This window comes from Sphingobium sp. RAC03, assembly GCF_001713415.1.
In the GTDB taxonomy this organism is placed as follows: Bacteria; Pseudomonadota; Alphaproteobacteria; order Sphingomonadales; family Sphingomonadaceae; genus Sphingobium.
The window spans coordinates 144,026-162,068 of the sequence record NZ_CP016456.1 but is presented as its reverse complement, the minus strand read 5'-3'; the positions used below and the strand labels follow the sequence as shown (position 1 = coordinate 162,068).

The 18,043-nt window shown below is 65.5% G+C and carries 18 protein-coding genes; 12 read left to right on the top strand and 6 right to left on the bottom strand.

Features of this window, described 5'->3' with window-relative positions; genetic code table 11:
- Positions 1-3: 3 nt before the first annotated feature.
- From BSY17_RS05375 to BSY17_RS05365, 3 genes are read left to right on the top strand one after another with little or no spacing between them, the layout of a single operon-like run.
- The gene (locus BSY17_RS05375) at positions 4-783 is read left to right on the top strand and encodes a type III pantothenate kinase (protein WP_069064724.1); all 780 of its coding nucleotides are present in this window, start codon (positions 4-6) and stop codon (positions 781-783) included.
- Positions 783-2,420, top strand: a complete 1,638-nt coding sequence (locus BSY17_RS05370) for a ribonuclease J (protein ID WP_069064723.1) — start codon at positions 783-785, stop codon at positions 2,418-2,420. The genes BSY17_RS05375 and BSY17_RS05370 overlap by 1 nt, the downstream gene beginning before the upstream one ends.
- Before the next feature lie 10 nt (positions 2,421-2,430).
- A complete protein-coding gene (locus BSY17_RS05365; RefSeq protein WP_037474004.1) occupies positions 2,431-2,700 on the top strand; it encodes a DUF1467 family protein in 270 nt (89 codons plus the stop codon).
- 44 nt (positions 2,701-2,744) lie between these two features.
- On the opposite strand, the gene BSY17_RS05360 is transcribed toward BSY17_RS05365, so the two are convergent.
- Positions 2,745-5,411, bottom strand: a complete 2,667-nt coding sequence (locus BSY17_RS05360) for a hypothetical protein (protein WP_069064722.1) — start codon at positions 5,409-5,411, stop codon at positions 2,745-2,747.
- Positions 5,412-5,491: 80 nt separating this feature from the next.
- On the opposite strand from BSY17_RS05360, the gene BSY17_RS05355 reads away from it, so the two are divergent.
- From BSY17_RS05355 to BSY17_RS05340, 4 genes are all read left to right on the top strand, one after another.
- Complete coding sequence (locus BSY17_RS05355) at positions 5,492-5,806, top strand: hypothetical protein (protein WP_037477908.1); 315 nt, start codon at positions 5,492-5,494, stop codon at positions 5,804-5,806.
- A 78-nt stretch (positions 5,807-5,884) separates the two neighbouring features.
- Positions 5,885-7,051 carry a hypothetical protein gene (locus tag BSY17_RS05350; RefSeq protein WP_069064721.1) on the top strand — a complete coding sequence of 389 codons (1,167 nt, stop codon included), beginning with the start codon at positions 5,885-5,887 and terminating at the stop codon, positions 7,049-7,051.
- A gap of 44 nt (positions 7,052-7,095) precedes the next feature.
- The gene (locus tag BSY17_RS05345) at positions 7,096-8,196 is read left to right on the top strand and encodes a DUF2336 domain-containing protein (RefSeq protein WP_237236429.1); all 1,101 of its coding nucleotides are present in this window, start codon (positions 7,096-7,098) and stop codon (positions 8,194-8,196) included.
- Positions 8,193-9,572 carry a sensor histidine kinase gene (locus tag BSY17_RS05340; protein WP_069064720.1) on the top strand — a complete coding sequence of 460 codons (1,380 nt, stop codon included), beginning with the start codon at positions 8,193-8,195 and terminating at the stop codon, positions 9,570-9,572. Before BSY17_RS05345 ends, BSY17_RS05340 begins: the two co-directional genes overlap by 4 nt.
- A 4-nt stretch (positions 9,573-9,576) precedes the next feature.
- On the opposite strand, the gene BSY17_RS05335 is transcribed toward BSY17_RS05340, so the two are convergent.
- Positions 9,577-11,853 carry an ATP-dependent helicase gene (locus BSY17_RS05335; RefSeq protein ID WP_069064719.1) on the bottom strand — a complete coding sequence of 759 codons (2,277 nt, stop codon included), beginning with the start codon at positions 11,851-11,853 and terminating at the stop codon, positions 9,577-9,579.
- A gap of 103 nt (positions 11,854-11,956) precedes the next feature.
- On the opposite strand from BSY17_RS05335, the gene BSY17_RS05330 reads away from it, so the two are divergent.
- Positions 11,957-12,352 (top strand): GFA family protein, encoded by a 396-nt coding sequence (locus BSY17_RS05330; protein ID WP_037473846.1) that lies wholly within the window; start codon positions 11,957-11,959, stop codon positions 12,350-12,352.
- A gap of 132 nt (positions 12,353-12,484) precedes the next feature.
- Complete coding sequence (locus tag BSY17_RS05325) at positions 12,485-12,877, top strand: Fe-S oxidoreductase (RefSeq protein WP_069064718.1); 393 nt, start codon at positions 12,485-12,487, stop codon at positions 12,875-12,877.
- Here the strand turns inward: BSY17_RS05325 and BSY17_RS05320 are convergent.
- Positions 12,840-13,313 carry an RrF2 family transcriptional regulator gene (locus BSY17_RS05320; protein WP_069064717.1) on the bottom strand — a complete coding sequence of 158 codons (474 nt, stop codon included), beginning with the start codon at positions 13,311-13,313 and terminating at the stop codon, positions 12,840-12,842. The two genes, BSY17_RS05325 and BSY17_RS05320, sit on opposite strands and share 38 nt — an antisense overlap.
- Before the next feature lie 109 nt (positions 13,314-13,422).
- Here BSY17_RS05320 and BSY17_RS05315 point away from each other — a divergent pair, with 109 nt between their 5' ends.
- Entirely contained in the window at positions 13,423-13,869 is a 447-nt protein-coding gene (locus BSY17_RS05315; RefSeq protein WP_069064716.1) for a globin domain-containing protein, read from the top strand.
- Here BSY17_RS05315 and rsmD read toward each other — a convergent pair.
- The gene (gene rsmD, locus BSY17_RS05310) at positions 13,854-14,405 is read right to left on the bottom strand and encodes a 16S rRNA (guanine(966)-N(2))-methyltransferase RsmD (RefSeq protein WP_069064715.1); all 552 of its coding nucleotides are present in this window, start codon (positions 14,403-14,405) and stop codon (positions 13,854-13,856) included. The two genes, BSY17_RS05315 and rsmD, sit on opposite strands and share 16 nt — an antisense overlap.
- Positions 14,402-15,538 (bottom strand): pseudouridine synthase, encoded by a 1,137-nt coding sequence (locus BSY17_RS05305; protein WP_237236427.1) that lies wholly within the window; start codon positions 15,536-15,538, stop codon positions 14,402-14,404. Before BSY17_RS05305 ends, rsmD begins: the two co-directional genes overlap by 4 nt.
- A gap of 177 nt (positions 15,539-15,715) precedes the next feature.
- On the opposite strand from BSY17_RS05305, the gene BSY17_RS05300 reads away from it, so the two are divergent.
- Together BSY17_RS05300 and BSY17_RS05295 are read left to right on the top strand one after the other, a co-directional pair.
- Positions 15,716-16,171: a response regulator gene (locus tag BSY17_RS05300; protein WP_069064714.1), complete on the top strand. Its 456-nt coding sequence runs from the start codon at positions 15,716-15,718 to the stop codon at positions 16,169-16,171.
- 73 nt (positions 16,172-16,244) lie between these two features.
- On the top strand, positions 16,245-17,570 hold the full coding sequence (locus BSY17_RS05295) for an AmpG family muropeptide MFS transporter (protein ID WP_069064713.1): 1,326 nt from the start codon (positions 16,245-16,247) through the stop codon (positions 17,568-17,570).
- Here BSY17_RS05295 and BSY17_RS05290 read toward each other — a convergent pair.
- On the bottom strand, positions 17,555-17,995 hold the full coding sequence (locus BSY17_RS05290; RefSeq protein WP_069064712.1) for a DUF6628 family protein: 441 nt from the start codon (positions 17,993-17,995) through the stop codon (positions 17,555-17,557). The genes BSY17_RS05295 and BSY17_RS05290 overlap by 16 nt on opposite strands.
- Between the last annotated feature and the right edge of the window lie 48 nt (positions 17,996-18,043).

Below are 18,043 nucleotides of genomic sequence, written 5' to 3'. Positions count from 1 at the left end.
GCCATGCTCCTCGCGATCGACGCGGGCAATACCAATGTGGTTTTCGCGCTGCTCGACGGGCGGGACATCCGCGCGCGCTGGCGCATCGCGACCGACGCGCGCCGCACCGCCGACGAATATGCCGTCTGGCTCAACCAGTTACTGATGCTCGAAGGCTATAAGATTGCCGACGTCAACACCGTCATCATCGCGACGGTGGTGCCGCGCGCGCTCCATAACCTGCAGGTTCTGGCCGAAAAATATTTCCGCACTACCGCCCTGATCGCGGGGCAAGCGCCGCTTGACTGGGGCATCGAACTCGACGTCGCGGAGCCGGGATCGGTCGGGGCCGACCGGGTTGTAAACGCCATTGCCGCGCACCATCTTTATAGCGGCGACTTGATCGTCATCGATTTCGGCACCGCCACCACGTTTGACGTGATCGACTATAGCGGCGCCTATAAAGGCGGCATCATCGCGCCGGGTATCAATCTCTCGCTCGATGCGCTAGTAGCAGCCGCCGCGAAGCTACCACGGATCGCGATCGCCCCACCGGAAAATCGTTCGGTGATCGGGCGGACGACCGAGGCGCAGATGCATATTGGCGTATTTTGGGGCTATGTAGCCATGATGGAGGGGCTGGTCGCCCGCATGAGGGCCGAAATCGGCCGCCCGACCAGGGTTATTTCGACGGGGGGCCTCGCGGTCCTCTTCAACGACAACAGCGATATTTTCGATGCGATCGCGCCGGATCTGACGATTCAGGGCCTCGCGCTGATGCACGAACGGAGTTTACAAGCATAATGACACCCAAGGATGAGCTGCTCTTCCTGGCCCTCGGTGGGTCGGGCGAGATCGGCATGAACGTCAATCTTTACGGCTGCCAGGGCAAATGGGTCATGGTCGACCTCGGCATGACCTTCGGCGACCCCACCTATCCCGGCATCGAACTGATCCTGCCCGACCTGACCTTCATCGAGGAACGGCGCAAGGATCTGCTCGGCATCGTGCTGACGCACGGGCATGAGGATCATATCGGCGCGATCCCCTATCTCGCCGCCGACTTGGGCGTACCGCTTTATGCGACGCCCTTCACCGCGGGCCTCATCCGCCTGAAGCTGGAGGAAGAAGGCCTCACCAAGGAGGTCAAACTCCATGTGATCCAGAATGAAGGCAGCTTCAATCTGGGGCCATTCGGCTTCCGCTATGTGCCGCTCGCCCACTCGATTCCAGAGGGCAATGCCCTGCTGATCGACACGCCGCACGGCAAGATTTTCCACACCGGCGACTGGAAGCTCGATGAGCGGCCGTTGCTCGGCGAACCGGCGACCCCCAAGGAACTCACCGCGATCGGTGACGAGGGCATCCTCGCCATGGTCTGCGACAGCACCAATGTCTTCAATGACAAGGCCAGCGGTTCCGAAGGCGATGTGCGCGAAGGGTTGATGGAAACGATCGCTGGAGCGAAGGGCCGCGTCCTCGTCACCACCTTCGCCTCCAACGCCGCCCGCGTCCAGACTCTGGGCGAAGTTGCGACCGCGACGGGCCGCAAGGTTTGCGTCGCCGGGCGCTCGCTCGATCGTATCATCGGCATGGCCAAGGCCAGCGGCTATCTCAAGGATTTCCCGCCGACCGTCGATTGGGACGATGCGATGGCGCTGCCCCGCAACGAGGTGATGATCATCGCGACCGGCGGGCAGGGCGAAGCCCGCGCCGCGCTCGCTCGCGTGGCGTTCGACAGCCACCCGATCAAGCTGGCGGAGGGCGACCTGGTGGTCTTCTCCTCCAAGCAGATCCCCGGCAATGAAATCGCCATCGGCCGCATCCAGAATGCACTCGCCATGTCGGGCGTGCTGATGGTCACCGACCGTCAGGCCGAAGTCCATGTGTCGGGCCATCCCGGTCGCCCCGAACTCGAAGCCATGTATCGCTGGATACGGCCCGAAATCCTGCTCCCCGTTCATGGCGAACGCCGCCATATGGCGGAGCAGGCCCGGTTGGCGCTGGCCAGCGGCATCCGCCACGCGCCGGTCCAGTCCAATGGCGACCTGCTGCGCCTCGCCCCCGGTGCGCCGGAGATTATCGGCAAGCAGGATACCGGACGCTTGGTGCTGGATGGCGACGTCATCCTGCCGGCCGATGGCGCGACCATCAACGAACGGCGCAAACTCGGCCTGCATGGCCAGATCAGCGTCGCCTTGGCAATCGACCGCAAGGGCAAGATGATCGGCAAACCGACATTGCGCACCCAGGGCGTGCCGGTCGAGGAAGACAAGGCGGCGTTCCTTGCCGAAGCATCGAATGATGCGGCGGCGGTGATCCCCAAGGGGTCGCTGGAGGATGACGCCGTGCGCGAGCGGGTTCGCCTCGCCGTGCGCCGGACGGCGACACGCTGGACCGGCAAGAAGCCGATAGTGGACGTACTGCTCATTCGCGCCTAATCAGGCGCGCATGAATCTCTACGCCATCTTCGCCATCTATTTTCTGATGTGGGTCGTCTGCGCCTTCGTCATGCTTCCCTTCGGCATCCGCACGCCCGATGAAACGGGCGAGGTGATGCTGAAGGGGCAGGCAGACAGCGCCCCCAGCAACTTCCGCCCCGGCCGCGTCGCCCTACGCGCGACGATCCTGGCGTCGATCCTGTTCGGCCTTTATTATGCCAATTATGTGCAGGGTTGGGTGACAGCGGACATGCTGCCCAAATATAGCGGCACGCGCTGAGCCGAAGCCATTCCCCGGCGCAGACCGGGGAACGCCATCTCGCCCTATTGCCGCAACCGCTCGATCGCCTGCGCCAGCGCGACATAGAGCTTGCCCATGTCGGATGACAGCACCGCAACGCCCAGCGCATTGCCGTCGCGCGCCGACAGGATGATCCGCAGCATCGATTCGAAATCGTGGATGTAGCGGTTCACATGATCGCGGAACTCGGCATCATCGTCATAATGGAGCGCGATTTCTCGCGACTCGCCAGCATCCAGCAACTTGACCGCGCGCCGCGTGAATACGCCCCGGTCACCCTTTAGATAGGCCGACCAGGCCGTGTCGGTCACATCGTTGGACAATATCTTGGTGACGTCGATCGCCGTGCTGTTGAGCGATTCGATCAGCGAGGCGGAGCGGCGCGCGAAATGGTCGCGGTCGCGATCCTCCGATGCCTGTTCGGCCTGCGCGATGCGCTGCTCGACATTGGCGCTGGTGTCGGCGATGGTCAGCAATTGGCGCGTCAGCCGCTCCGATGCCTGATGCGCGGCCTTGATCGCTTCCTCGGCCACCTTGGCCACCTGTTCGATCTGCGCCGCGACCTTGTCGCCCAATGCCCGTTGCATCGCCGCTTCGCTGGCATCGCCCAATTGCTGGGCCGCGTCGGGAATGGCGCGGGCCAATGCCTGCCGCGCCCGCTCGGCAGCCTGATCGGCGGTATCCTTGACCCGCAACAGCGCGGTGACGAGCAGCGGCCCGGCGCCTTCGGTGATCCGCGTCGCATCCTGATGCGCCCCGTCCAGCGCGACCCGCAGCCGATCGACCAATTGCCGATTGGCTTCCAACCCGCTCTGCGTGCTTTCCAGCCACTCGGTCAGGCGGCTGCCCTGTCCGCGCAACAGCGATTCGGCTTCTTCAGCCCGTCCGACCAGCGCCTGCGAAATCGCCTCCAGCCGCTCCATTTCCGGCGTCGCACTGGCCAGCAAAACGCGGCTCTGCTCGATCCGCGCATCGAACCGCTCCAGCGCGCCGGGATAGGTTTCATCCAGTTCGCGCACGCTTGAATCCAGCGCGACCAGCAAAGTTTCGGCGCTGCCGATCAACTTGTCCGCGGTCAGGCCGCCAGCGGCCAGCGCGCCGTCGATCCGCTGCGTCTCGGCGGTCAGGCGCGTCAGGGCATCGGTCATCCGCGCGCTGCGCGCCAGGGTGGTTTCCTCCAGCGTCGCGAACCGGCTTTCGGTCCCGGCGATGCTGTCGTTCAACCCGGCATGCAGGCTGGTCATCAGCGCCTTCTGCCCCTCCACCATATCGTTGATCTGGTGCAGGCGGCTTTCGACATCGCCGATCGAGTCGGTCAGGCCGACGACCGTATCGCTGCCGATCGCATCCAGGCTTTCGCGCGACCGGGCGATCAGCGCGTCGAGCGCCGCCGCCTGGGCCGACAGGCGCGAATCGGTGAAGCTCAGCGCTTCTTCCGCCCGGTCGAGCGCGCCACCCATCCGCTGACGCAATTCCTGCTCGATCACGTCCATGTCGCGCGCCAATACGCCCATTACATGTTCGCTGGCGCTGCCGATCCCGGCCTGGGCCGCAGCAACCAGCGCCGTCAGCGTCTCGGCGCGGCGCGACAGGCCATCGTCGCTCGCGGCCATCGTTTCACGCACCTGTGCCATCGCCTCATCCAGCCGTTCGCGCAAATCCGCCTGGGCACGATCGAGATCCGCCACCAGCGCCACGCGCACGCTCTCGCTGGTCGTCGTGACGCCCGCCTGGGCGGCTTCGACCAGCGCGGTCAGCGCCGCCGACTGGGCATCCACATCTAGGCGCGTGCGGTCCATCGCCTGCCGCGCGGTTTGCGCGGTCGCGTCAATCCGCCCGGCGGCGATCTCAGCCATGCCGGTAACTTCCTCGCTCGCTGAGCGGGTCGCTTCCTGCAACTGGGTTAACTGGCTCGACAGGCTTTTGGTCGCCGACAGGGTGCGCGCCCGCGCGTCGTCGGACAATTCGCCCAAAGCATGCAGCCGCGCTTCGAGCGTATCGATCCGGTCGCCCAGGGCATGACCATTGTCCATGATTTGCGCCGCCATCCGGCCCGTGCGGTCCTCCAGTTCGGGGATCGCGCCAATCAGCGCGTCCATCTGCGCCATCAGGGCGGCACCGGCGCGCTCGGCGGCTTCCGCGCGTTCCGCGCTGGCATGCGCCCGGCTCGCGATCAGTTCGGCCGATGCTTCCATGTTGCTGCTGGCGGCTGCGCCATAGCTGTCGAGCAATTCGGCTTGGTCCTGCATCGTCTGGCGCGCGGCTTCCAACTGCGTCGCGATCCGGCCCAGCCGCAATTCCAGCAAATCCGCTTCGGTCCGCAAGGCGCGCGCCGTGTCGAGATAACGGCGCGACTCGGAACGGCTGTTGCGCACCAGCAGCAGATAAGTGAGCGCCAGCAAGGTCAGCGGCACCAGCAGAGTCGCGATGGCATTGGCAAAGGCCGACGGCCCGGCGCGCAAATCGCCCGACGCGATCATCGCCCAACCGGCAAAGCCGATCCATGCGACAGCCATGATCGTCAGCGCGATGCGGACCCGCTTGACCCAGGCCTCGCCTGAACCGGTTGCCGGATCATCCTCTTCGATGTCCATAACGGCTTGTTTCAAAAGCAGGATGTCGTCCGCTTGCGCGGCCGCCTCCGATGGTTCGTCGCGCCAGAACTCGACGATTGTGCTGCCCCCTGTCATGCACGCATCCTAGCATCTTTTCCGCGCGCGGGAATGCCCCGTTACCAAAACTTAACCCGTGTTCGATAGCGTTGGTCGCCATGTCCTATGATCCAGGTGCCCTTGACGCTGCTTTGGCAGCCGCCGTTGGCGACGACCGTGCGTTGATCGCTGACCTGCGGGTCGCCTTCATGGAAAGCGCGGCGCGTCAGGTCGATCTGCTCGGCCGCGCCCGGTGCGACGCCAATTGGGCGCTGGCGGCTTGGCGATTGAAGGGGTTGGCGGCCAGTTTCGGGCTTACATCGTTGATGGCGCTGGCGGACGAAGCGGCGCAGGCGGCGCCTGGCGATCCGCGCGCGCTGCGCCGGTTGCGTCATGCCCTGGCGGGCCTTGAACAGGACATTCCGCACAGCTGATACGGCTTTGCTTGCGTCAAACCCTTTGCCTTGCGAAAAGGTCGTCCCAACAGCCAACGGGTCGACAAGCATAAAAGAATGAGTTTTTCCGCGATTCTCAGCGCCAGCCGCACGACGGTCGATACGCCCGCAGGCCTGCGCGCCAGCCTGCATTTCGCGGGCCAGACGCTGATCGAATATCAGGCGCGGCAGGCGGCGCGCGCCGGTGCCGACCGAATCATGATCCTGGTCAGCGTCATCACTCCCGCCGTGTCGCAGGCGGTCGATCGCTTGAGCGCAGACGGCATCGCCGTGGCACTTGTGCGCGACATGGTATCCATGGTGCGCGATGTGCCGCGCGATGCCGACGTGCTGCTGGTCGCTGACGGCGCGATCGTGGCGCAGGCCCATGTCGATGCGCTGGGCGCGAGCGAGGGCAACACGCTGCTCGTCGCCGACGACACCCGCGCCAGCGCCCCGTTCGAACGGATCGATGCAGGCCAGCGCTGGGCGGGCGTAGCGCGGATCAGCCCCGCTTTGATGTTCGACACGCTCGACATGATCGGCGACTGGGACTTGTCGCTGACGCTGGTGCGGGCCGCGGTGCAAAAGGGCGCCCGTCGCATCACCGCGCCGCAGGACGACCTGCTCGAAGGCCGCGTTGCCATCGTCGACAGCCAGCAACAGGCCGATCTGGTGGCGCAGGCAGTCACCGCCGCCGGTGTCTCGCGCAGCCCCACGCGCGGCGGCATCGAACATTATGTCCTCGCGCCGCTCGCCCGCATGGCCAGCGCCCCGCTGATGCGGATGCAGGTGCCTGCCTTTCAGGTGCGGGTCAGCGCCATCGCGCTCGCCGCCGTCGCGCTCGTGCCGATCGAACTGCTCTGGCCATTGACCGGCTTCTGTCTGCTGCTGGTCGCCTTGCTGCTCGCCGAACTCGCCGACCGGCTCGATGCCATGGCACTGCGGCCGCCGCCTGCGGGCGCACTCGCCTTCGCCACGCCCATCCTGGCGCTGGTCGGCATCGTCCTGGCGGGCCGCAGTCCGCTCGCGGTCGATCTCGCGCTGCTGCTGGCGATCATCCTGATCGCCGACCGGCAGGGGCGCAGCGGCGAGGCGCGGCCGTGGATGATCTTCACCCCCGCCAGCGCGCTGCTGCTGATGGTCGCGACTGGCCTGTTCGGCGTGCTGGCGCAGGGATTGCGCATTGCCATGCTGCTCGCCATCGCCTCGATCGGCGCGATCATTTTACGGCGTCGTGCATAAAGATTTCCTGCGGACGGTTTAGTGCATTTTAAGGACGTGCGATTATGCTGCACCGCATGAGCGTCTTTTCGTCCCTTGCCGGTTCGACAATGACGGATAGCTGGCCGATGACGCGAGTCATGGCGGGCATGTCCGCCGTGCCGGTTGGTCATGCCATCGACCTGGCCTTTTTCTTTCCAACGGACGAACGCCCGCGCCATGATGCGCTGATCGCGGAGACGCGGCGGCATCTGGGCGGCTGCCTGACCGCGATCGAAATGGCGCTGCGCGTCTCGCTCGATCATGCCCCGGCCATCGCCACCGCACTCGCGCCCTGGCCCGATCCCGTCTGCTGGCGCATGCTCTGCGATCAGCCCGCCATGCTCAGCCCGGCCTTGCTCGCCCATATGCAGATGCGCGCGGGCGTTACGCTGATGCTGCGCCAGTTCGGCCAGCCCGGTGCCGACCACATTACCGAGGAAGAGGGCGAACCGCTGCTGCGCGCCGACGATCCCCTGATCGGCAATGCCGTCTCGGCGCTCACTTTGGCCGAGGGCCGCTGGATTGCACGCGGCGGCGAGGATCAGCCGATGCGGCCCGACCTACCCGCCGAACATCATGCCGAACTCGTCTGGACCGCCGCCGCCTGCCTCGCATCGATCGCGCGGCGCGGGGCCGGGGAGGCGGGCGATGCGCTGCTCGTTGCGTTCGAGCGATCCGGCTGGGCCTTGCTCGCCGACCATGACGAAAGCGTCAGCCCGATCGCCGAAGCCGAACGGCTGGTGCGCGGCATGGGCGCGGCGGCCGATGCGCCCGACCTGCTCGGCGCAGCGCTCGACCAGCGGCGCTTCCTGCTCTTCGCCGCGCTCGCCGCCCGGCGGCTGCGGATGCGTGCGATGCAGGTTATCGACATATTGGTGATGGGTCCGGTGGCGCAGATCGCGACTTTGTGCCGGGCGCTGGGCGGGGCCGATGCCGATTATCGCCATCTGCTGCTGTCGCTGCGCCCGATTCGCCCCGCTCTGTCCGACCTTGCCATTGTCGAGGCTTCGGCCCATTATCGCGACCTGCCTGAAATGGCGGCCGATGCGGCGGTCAGCGCCCTGCGCACGCCCGCGCCTTTTCGCGCCAAGCTCGACCATCTGCTGCAAGTCACCGCCCGTTGAACATGCCGCTCCATCCGGCCATCGTGCGCGCATCCGTCGCCAGTGACGGACGGTTGCTGAGCGCCGACGCGCCGCTGCTCGCGCTGCAGGAAGAGGCGGGGGGCAGCCTCGGCACCCTGCTCGTCGTCCCCCAGCTTGCCGCCATCGCCCGACTGACCCAGCGCCTGGGCGTCCCCGTCTCGCGCCCCGTCGCTGCCGCCGCCGAACGCGGCGATATCGACATGTGGGTGCGCGCCAAGCCCGATGGCGCGGGCGTGTCGCTGTCGATCATCGACTGGCAGGAACGGCCGATCCCGCTCGCGCCGGTCGAACCGATCGACCGCGAAGCCGACATCGCCACCCTGGCCGAAGGTTGGACCTGGCAGGTCGACACCCAGTTGCGCTTTCAGATGGCGATGGACAATGGCGGGCCGCAGGGCACGCTGCCGCGTGATCCGCCACTGCCGGGCAGCCGCTTTTCCGCCTATTTCGACCTACGCCCCGATGCCGATGGCGACATGGCGATGCTGCGCGGCTTTGCCCAGCGACGCGCCTTTCGCGATCAGGACGCCGCGCTGGTCGGCGATCCCGCCCGCCTGTTCCGCCTGTCCGCCATTCCTTTGTTCGACCTTGCGGGCCAGCTCCTGGGCTATCGCGGGACGGCACTACCGCTGGAACGCGCCGTCGCAGCGCCGCTGGTAGAGGAAGCGCCCGTCACGCTCTATCCCGGCGAATTCGGCAAGCGGCTTGACCGGTCGCTGCGCCAGCCATTGGGGCGGATCATCGCCAATGCCGATACCATCAGCGCGCAACGCGATGGGCCGCTTCGCCCCGACTATGCGGGCTATGCCAAGGACATTGCCTCGGCCGGGCGGCACTTGATGGCGCTGGTCGATGATCTCGCCGATCTTCAGGCGATCGACCGGCCCGATTTCGCGGTCATCGCCGAAGAGGTCGACCTGGCCGATCTCGGACGGCGCGCGGCCGGATTGCTGACCGTCAAGGCGCTTGATCGCCGCATCACCATCCTGCCGCCGCAGGAGGATCAGAGCCTGCTCGCCACCGGCGAATTTCGCCGCGTGCTGCAAATCCTCGTCAACCTCATCGGCAACGCCGTGCGCTATGCGCCCGAAGACACGCAGGTCCGCATCGTCACCGAATCCGCGCCCGGCGAAGCGCGGATCATGGTCATCGATCAGGGGCAGGGCGTGGCGCTCGCCGACCGCGAACGCATATTCGAGAAGTTCGAACGGCTTGGCCGCGACGATGCGGGCGGGTCGGGCCTCGGCCTCTATATCTCGCGCCGCCTCGCGCGGGCTATGCATGGCGACATCCGCATCGGCGGCGCACCGGGCGAAGGCGCCCGCTTCATCCTGTCGCTCCCCCGCGCCGACTGACCGCTCAAGGCAGCGAGACGAAACTGTCCATCACCCGCTTGCGCCCCGCCGTCTCGAAATCGATCTCCAACTTGTTGCCCTCGATCTCCGCGACGATGCCATAGCCGAACTTCTGATGAAAGACGCGCAGCCCCACCGCCATGTCGCTGCGCCCCTTATTGCCTATCGACACCGCCGATGCGCGCGCCTCGACGATCCGCACCGGCTCGCGGCTGAACTGCCCCGATGATTGCGCCCGCTGCCAGCCTGGCCCGCGCCCGGTGCCGCGTTCGACATGAGCGAAGGGGTCTTCGCGTTCCGACCAATTGGCCCGCCACAGGGACGCGCCACCGGTCATGCTGCTCTCTTCCTCGACATGCTCCGGCGGCAATTCGCCCACGAAACGCGACGGGATCGAACTCGTCCACTGACCATAGATGCGCCGATTGGCGGCATGGAGTATGGTGCAACGCTTGCGCGCCCGCGTGATCGCGACATAGGCCAGCCGCCGTTCTTCCTCCAGGCTGTTGAGCCCGCCTTCGTCCAATGCCCGCTGTGAAGGGAAAATGCCTTCCTCCCACCCGACCAGGAAGGTCGAATCAAACTCCAGCCCCTTGGCGGCATGGATGGTCATGATGGTGATCTTGGCGGATTCGGCCTGCGCCTCATTATCCATAACCAGCGAGACATGCTCCAGGAACGCGCCCAGCGTCTCATATTCCTCCATCGCGCGCGCAAGCTCAGACAGATTCTCCAGCCGCCCCGCGCTTTCGGTGCTGCGTTCGGCCTGCAACATCGCGGTATAGCCGCTCTCGTCTAATATCTGCCGCGCGAGTTCCGCATGCGGCAATTGCGCCGCCCGGTCGCGCCAGCGCGCCAGATCGCCGACGAAACTGCCGAGCGACCGCCGCGCTTGGGGCGTCAACTCGTCCGTATCCAATATCCGCGCGGCGGCATGGAGCAGGGGTATGCCCTCGGCCCGCGCCAGCCGGTGCAATTTCTCCACCGCCTTGTCGCCCAGCCCGCGCTTGGGCACATTGACGATCCGCTCGAACGCCAGATCGTCGGCAGGCTGGTTCACCAGCCGCAAATAGGCCAGCGCATCGCGGATTTCGGCGCGCTCATAGAAGCGGAAGCCGCCGACGATGCGATAGGGCAGGCCGATCTGGATGAAGCGATCCTCGAACTCGCGGGTCTGGTGCTGCGCGCGCACCAATATGGCGACCTCGTCCAGCGAACCGCCATCGCGCTGGATCGTCTCGATTTCGTCGCCGACCCGCCGCGCTTCCTCCGGCCCGTCCCAAATGCCAACGACGCGCACCTTCTCGCCCACGTCGATGTCGGTCCACAATGTCTTGCCCAGCCGCGTGCCATTTTCGGCAATCACCCCGGATGCCGCCCCCAAAATATGCGGGGTCGATCGATAATTCTGCTCCAGTTTGATGATCGTCGCGCCCGGAAAATCCTTTTCGAACCGCAGGATATTGGCGACTTCTGCGCCGCGCCATGAATAGATGGACTGGTCGTCATCGCCGACGCAGCAGATATTCTTGCGCGTCTGGGCGAGCAGTCGCAGCCACAGATATTGGCTGCTATTGGTGTCCTGATATTCGTCCACTAGGATATAGCGAAACCGCTCCTGATAGCTTTGCAGCACATCGCGATGCTTCTTCAAAATCGTCAGAACATGGAGCAGCAAGTCACCGAAATCACACGCATTAACCGCGCGCAACCGGGCCTGATAGGCGGCATAGAGCTTCTGCCCCTGGCCATTGGCATAGCCTTCGCTCTCGCCCGCGCCGACATCTTCCGGGGTCCAGCCCTTATTCTTCCACTGGTCGATCAAGCCGCCCAATTGCCGCGCGGGCCAGCGCTTCTCGTCAATCCCTTCGGCTTGAATCAACTGCTTCATCAGCCGCAATTGATCGTCGGTGTCGAGGATGGTGAAATTGGATTGTAGCCCCACCAGTTCGGCATGGCGGCGCAGCATCTTGGCCGCGATGGAATGGAAGGTGCCGAGCCATGGCATCCCCTCCACCGCCGGGCCGATCATCTTGCCGACCCGCTCGCGCATTTCGCGCGCGGCCTTGTTGGTGAAGGTGACCGACAGGATTTGCGAGGGATAGGCGCGGCCCGTGGCCACCAGATGCGCCAACCGCGCGGTCAGTGCCGCGGTCTTCCCCGTGCCCGCGCCCGCCAGCACCAGCACCGGCCCTTCGGTCGTCAACACGGCTTCGCGCTGGGGCGGGTTCAACCCCCGCAAATAGGGCGGATCATGGGGTGAGGGCAATGGAAGAGTCATGGAGGACAACTAGGGACAGGGGGCGGCAGGGGCAAGGCATGACCCTTGCGGCGAAGCGCCTTTTATGAGAACAAAAGGCGAATCATGCAAGGGAGGACGCGCGATGTTGACAGGGGGATGCCATTGCGGCGCGATCCGGTACGAAGCCCAAGGCGAACCCGCCCATAGCGCGCTGTGCCATTGCAAGGATTGCCGCACCAGTGCGGGGGCGCCCATGGTCGGCTGGGCGCTATTCCCGCAGGATGCGGTGACGATCAGCGGCACGCCGGTCGAATATCGCTCGTCGGAACATGCGATCCGCCATTTCTGCGGAACGTGCGGGTCGGGGCTGTTCTATACCAACGCGACCATCTTCCCCGGCCAGATCGATATTCAAACCGGCACGCTGGACGATATCAGCGCCCTGCCGCCGCAAGCCCATATCCAGATGGCCGAAGCCGCCGACTGGATGGCCAACGCCCATCTGCTGCCCAAATTCGATCGCTTCCCCGGCGAATAGCGCCGACCTTCCTCTCGCGGCATTCCCGCCTCCTTTCGTCGCCAGCGGCGGAACGGAGGCGACGGGGTGCCGGTTCTCTGCCTCGCCCACGCAGCAGAACGGGGCAGAGACAAGAATAGGAAGGATCACCCCATGAAATCCATCATGCTTGCCGGAGCCGCCCTGATGGGCATCGCCTCGATCGGCAGCACCGCCATCGCGCAGCAAATTCCCGCCAACCAAGCCCCCGGTGACGCCATGACGCCGCCGACCGACCCGTCCATGGCCCCGCCGCCGCCACCCGCCAATGATCCCAATGCCGACATACCAACCGGATCGGTGCCAAGCGATCCCGGCATGGTCCCGGCACCGCCCGGCGCGCCCAGCGATCCCGCTGCGCCGATGGGATCATCGTCCAATCCGGTGACGGTGGGCGGCAACATGACGCCACCGCCCGCCGAGGCCAAGGACTATCCGGTCTGCTCGAAGACAGTGACCGACAGTTGCATTAATCCGAGTGAAGCGGGGAAGATGCGCAAGCGCTGACCCTGTCGGCGGGAGCGGGCAGGGCGGCGATCAGCGCCGCCAGCCCGCTTCGGTCGTGCGCCGCGTCGGCCAGCGTGGCCTCATCCAGCACGGTCAGGAACGCGGCGGTCGCCTGCGACAGCAAAGCGGACAGGCCACAGGCACCGCGAATGACGCAGGCGGGACAGTCCGCCATCCGCATATCCGGTTCGCAATGGCGGACGACCGCGCCGATGCTGATCGCCTCCGCAGGTCTGGCGAGCAGAAACCCACCCCCGCGACCCCGCTGAGTCGCGATGAATCCCCCCTTCGCCAGATGGTGGACCACTTTCATCAGATGGTTGCGCGACAGAAGATGCGCGTCCGCCACCTCGCCGATCGTGGCGCGGCCCGTCGGCGACACCGCCAGATGGATCAAGACGCGCAGCGCGTAATCGGTGTGGCGGGTTAATTGCATGCCTGATGGCGTTAGCGGCGATGCGCACGCACAAAAACATATATATTATTTACATCTTAAAAGATGCGGATTAGATACACCTTATTCCCTCCTGAAAAAGGCGTTTCCTATGTCCGCTTCGCTGTCCGATTCGACGATCGCCATCGTGAAATCCACCGGTCCCGCGCTCCGCCAGCACGGCGTCGCGATCACTACGGCCATGTATGCGCGACTGTTTCAGGATGCCGAGGTGAAGAAGATGTTCGACCAGGCCGCACAGGTTAGCGGCGAACAGCCCAAGCGGCTGGCCGCCGCGATCCTTGGCTATGCGGAAAATATCGACAAGCTGGGCGCGCTGGACGGGGCCGTCAGCCGCATGGTCGCGCGCCATGTCCAGACCGGTGTTAAACCCGAACATTATCCCAAGGTCGCCGCCGCGCTGCTCCCCGCCATTCGCGAGGTGCTGGGCGAACAGGTCGCAACCGACGCCGTTTTGGACGCCTGGGCGGAGGCCTATCAGTTCCTGGCCGACATATTGATCGCCAAGGAAAAGGACGCCTATCAGGCTGCGGCCTGAACCTCCGCGCGGAGCAGGGTGATCCGGGCCTTGCCCACATCGCGCACCGTGTCGATGGTAAAGCCCTTCACCGCCACATCCTCGCGCTTGTCGGTTTCGATGCTGATCCAGCTGGCCGGACTGGTCCAGCCCAGCCGTGACAGCTTGTCGAGCGCGACTTGCCCTGCGCCGGTGCCATAGGGCGGGTCCATGAAGATGAGGTCGAGCGGCTTGGCGGCCTGCCCCAACGTCAGCACGCTGGCCGCGCGAATGTCGGGACGGATGCCCAGCCGCTCGGCATTGGCGCGGATCGCGTCGAGCGCAGGCTTGTCCTGTTCCACGAACAGGCAGGAGGCCGCACCGCGCGACAGTGCCTCGAAACCCAAGGCGCCGGAGCCTGCGAAGAAGTCCGCGACGGCCAGCCCTTCAAATGATCCGATCCGGCTGGTCAGCATCGAAAACAGCGCCTCGCGCGTCCGGTCGCCGGTGGGACGGGTGGCATCGCCCTTGGGCGCGGTCAGCGGACGGCCGCGCCATTGGCCCGAAATGATCCTCATTTCGCGTCCTTCAAAGTCTTGCGGAATATCGCCAGATCCTGTTCGCTGACTTCGGCTACCATGCCGATCGGCAAGTCAGCGAGGACGAACGGACCATAGCTGGTGCGGATCAGGCGGTTGACCTGCAACCCCAGATGTTCGAGCACGCGCCGCACTTCGCGGTTCTTGCCTTCGGTCAGGGTCATTTCGATCCACTGGTTGCGCCCGGTGCGCCGCTCCAGATTCGCCTCGATCGGCCCATAGCGAACGCCATCGACTTCCAGCCCGTCGAACAAATCTTCCAACTGCGCCTGGCTGATCTCGCCAAAGGCGCGCGCCCGATAGGTGCGCGGCACGCCAGTCGAGGGCAGTTCCATCTGCCGCTTGAACCCGCCATCGGTGGTGAGCAGCAACAGCCCTTCGGTATTCATGTCGAGCCGCCCGATCGGGATGACGCGGGGCAGATCGGCAGGCAGCCGGTCGTAGATGGTCGGCCGTCCGACCGGATCGCGCTCGGCCGTCAGGCAGCCGCTCGGCTTGTGAAACAGGAACAATCGGGTCGGGGCAGGGGCCGCGACCGCCACGCCATCCACCGCCACGCCCGCAAGCGATGCGAGCAAAGTGGCGGGCGTCTCGACCGTCGCGCCGTCCAGCGTGACGCGGCCTTCCTCGATCATCCGTTCGACTTCCCGGCGCGAGGCGATGCCAGCGCGGGCCAGCAGTTTGGCGATACGCTGCGGCTCACCTTTGCCATCGCTGGCGGCAGCATGGGCAGGGTGCGGATTGGCGGTGGTCTTGGGGCCAGTGCCCGACCGGCGTGGTGGCTTGTTCGCCCAGGGCTTGGCGGCAGCGCCAAAGGCTGCGCCGCGCGGCTTATCGCCGTCATTGCGCCGGGGCGGCCGCGCGGGTGCATCGGCCTTGGCAGTCACAGGCCGGGTGCGGTCGCGTCCAGTGCGGTCCCCACTGGGAGCGGCATCGGGCCGTGGGCCACGACCTGGCTGGACACGCTCGCCCGGCTTGGCAAAGCGCGGCTTGCCGCCCGTCGCTTCGTCGCGACCCGGCGCAAAGCCCGGCCGCTTGCCGGGGCCACCGGGGCGTTTAGGGCCGCCGGGGCCGGACCGGCGTGGCGGTCCTGATTTTTTCGGCGGTTCCACGGATAAGTTCCTTTGCGTAGGCTCTGGCTCTCCCCATATGGGCAATAAGCCAGCAACAGGCTGAAATGTGCCGTCCCGGCGCTTGAGCGAGGGGGTAAAAACCCACCGCTTCGGCAACCCGGCGCGGGGGCGCGGCGTTTGTTCGGTTGCATGGCGGAAACAGGGCGGACTTGGCAAATGTTTTTCGGGCTTTTGAATAGCGGGAGCGTGCGCCTCCCGCGCCGCAAGGCGATTCGCACCGTGTTGGTGGTGGAGGATGAGCCGCTGGTCGCGTTCGACAATGAACATGCGCTGGAACAGGCCGGATACAGCATCGCCGCGACGGTCGACGATTATGACCATGCCGTCGCGGTGATCGACGGCGGGGAATTGGATCTCGTCATTGCCGACGTCGCGCTTCATGGCTCCAAGAGCGGCATCGATGTCGCCCGCCACGCCCATGCCAAGGGATTGCCGGTGCTGTTCGTCACCGGCCATTGTCCGATCGACGCCCGCGAACTGGCGGTCGGATGCCTTGCCAAACCCTATGCCCCCCGCGACCTGGTCGCCGCGATCCGGGTGATCGACGCCCGGCTGCGCGGCGCACGTCCGCCACGCTTGCCGGTAGGCCTCAGCCTGTTCGAGCCGAACTGACCCCACGCAGCGCTTGCCAGCCCGGCGCGAGGCCATATGGTGGCGCGCAACAGGACGAGACCGGGGGAATGAAGTGACTGACGCCATTGCGGGCCGCAAAAGCTGGCTCGACGCCGTGAAACCCTATGTGGAAAAAGCGCCGCTGGCGGCCTTTTTCCTTGGGGTGTCGTCGGGCTTCCCCTTTGCCATGATCGGCGCGACGTTGACGACCCGGCTGGCGCAGGACGGCATCGACAAGAAGGCAGTCACCGCCTTCACGCTCGCGTTCCTCGTCTATAATCTCAAATGGCTTTGGGCCTGGCTGGTCGATGGCGTCCGCTTGCCACTGCTCGGCCGATTGGGCCAGCGCGTCTCTTGGCTGGTCTTTGCCGGACTGCTGGTCATGGCGGCGGTCGTCAATCTGGCGCTGGTCGATCCCTCCGCCAGTCTGATCCAAACCGCTTATGCCGCGATTCTGGTCGGGGTGGCAGGGGCCACGTTCGATATCGTGATCGATGCCTATCGCATCGAAACGTTGAAGCCCGAACAATTGGGCGTCGGGTCGGGCATGTCGCAATATGGCTGGCGGATCGGATCGGTCGCGGCGGGTGCCTTGGCACTGGTGCTGGCGGCGCGGATCGGCTGGCAGGGGGCCTATATGGCCTGCGCCATATTCGCGTTGCCCGCCATGCTGACCGGCCTGCTACTGGGCGAGCCGGAACGGCATCGCGATCCGCTGGCGCGCCGGGGCGCGAGCGAGTTGTGGCAATCCATTTCAGGACCGCTGCTCGAATTTTTCCGCCGACGCGGGGCGATGCTCGTGCTGCTGTTCATTCTGCTCCACAAGATCGGCGACACGCTCGCCAATCTGACATTCCGCCTGCTGTTCGACGACATGGGCTACAGCAATGACGAAATCGCCATCTATGACATCGGCATTGGTTTCTGGGCCTATCTGATCGGCATCTTCATCGGCGGCATCCTCTATGCCCGGATCGGCATGAAGCGGTCGGTGCTGCTCAGTCTGATCCTGATGGGCGTGTCCAACCTCAGCTTCGCGGCACTGGCGGCGCTGGGCAAAAGCAATTGGGGCATGGCGGGCGCGATCGGGTTCGAGAATTTCGCGAGCGGGATCGGGGGCGTCACCGTGGTCGCCTATTTCTCGGCCTTGTGCGACCTGCGCTTCACCGCTGCGCAATATGCGCTCATCTCGGCGGCGGCGAGCATCGTCGGGCGGTTTTTGACGGGCACGACAGCGGGCGGTCTGATCGAACAGTTCGGCTATGTCGATTTCTACCTGTTCACCACCCTGGCGGCGATGCCGGGGATCGCGCTGTTCTGGCTGATGATGCGCGCCGGGCTGATCGACGCCAGCGTCGGCACGGCCGCGACGGATCGCACAGCTCAGCCGCCCGAATAGAGTTCGAGCGGCCGTCCCAGATCGGCATGCGCCTGCGCGACCGCCTGCATGCAGGTGAGCGCGCCCAATGCATGGTCATTGCCGAGCAGGTCGCTTAATTGCTCATAAGCGGCGTTGGGGTCACGCAGCGCTTCGCCTGTCGCCTGCATCAACATCCCCTCATCCGCGGTCATGCGCGCGCAGCAGCAGGGCGCGACCAATATCTTGCGGCTGGAGGCGCGGGCGAGTTCCAGCATCATGGCCCGCATCAGCACTAACGGGCGGCGATAGCTGCGCCCGAACGCGCCCAGCATGGCGTTGGCGGCATGGGCGTCATTGACGCCTGCGCTGGCCATGCGGCGCATGACGAACAGGAATAGCCGGTTGCCATAGCCCGTCGGCATGGGCCGGGGCAGATCGATGGGGGAGGTCTCTCCATGAGCCATGATGATACGCCTTCTGCGGTGATTGCTTTCCGCAGACTACGCTATTGC

Coding starts and splice junctions, on each gene's coding strand:
- BSY17_RS05375 (WP_069064724.1), top strand. CDS start 4: ATGCTCCTCGCGATCGACGCGGGCAATACCAATGTGGTTTTCGCGCTG.
- BSY17_RS05370 (WP_069064723.1), top strand. CDS start 783: ATGACACCCAAGGATGAGCTGCTCTTCCTGGCCCTCGGTGGGTCGGGC.
- BSY17_RS05365 (WP_037474004.1), top strand. CDS start 2,431: ATGAATCTCTACGCCATCTTCGCCATCTATTTTCTGATGTGGGTCGTC.
- BSY17_RS05360 (WP_069064722.1), bottom strand. CDS start 5,411: ATGACAGGGGGCAGCACAATCGTCGAGTTCTGGCGCGACGAACCATCG.
- BSY17_RS05355 (WP_037477908.1), top strand. CDS start 5,492: ATGTCCTATGATCCAGGTGCCCTTGACGCTGCTTTGGCAGCCGCCGTT.
- BSY17_RS05350 (WP_069064721.1), top strand. CDS start 5,885: ATGAGTTTTTCCGCGATTCTCAGCGCCAGCCGCACGACGGTCGATACG.
- BSY17_RS05345 (WP_237236429.1), top strand. CDS start 7,096: ATGCTGCACCGCATGAGCGTCTTTTCGTCCCTTGCCGGTTCGACAATG.
- BSY17_RS05335 (WP_069064719.1), bottom strand. CDS start 11,853: ATGACTCTTCCATTGCCCTCACCCCATGATCCGCCCTATTTGCGGGGG.
- BSY17_RS05330 (WP_037473846.1), top strand. CDS start 11,957: ATGTTGACAGGGGGATGCCATTGCGGCGCGATCCGGTACGAAGCCCAA.
- BSY17_RS05325 (WP_069064718.1), top strand. CDS start 12,485: ATGAAATCCATCATGCTTGCCGGAGCCGCCCTGATGGGCATCGCCTCG.
- BSY17_RS05320 (WP_069064717.1), bottom strand. CDS start 13,313: ATGCAATTAACCCGCCACACCGATTACGCGCTGCGCGTCTTGATCCAT.
- BSY17_RS05315 (WP_069064716.1), top strand. CDS start 13,423: ATGTCCGCTTCGCTGTCCGATTCGACGATCGCCATCGTGAAATCCACC.
- rsmD (WP_069064715.1), bottom strand. CDS start 14,405: ATGAGGATCATTTCGGGCCAATGGCGCGGCCGTCCGCTGACCGCGCCC.
- BSY17_RS05300 (WP_069064714.1), top strand. CDS start 15,716: ATGTTTTTCGGGCTTTTGAATAGCGGGAGCGTGCGCCTCCCGCGCCGC.
- BSY17_RS05290 (WP_069064712.1), bottom strand. CDS start 17,995: ATGGCTCATGGAGAGACCTCCCCCATCGATCTGCCCCGGCCCATGCCG.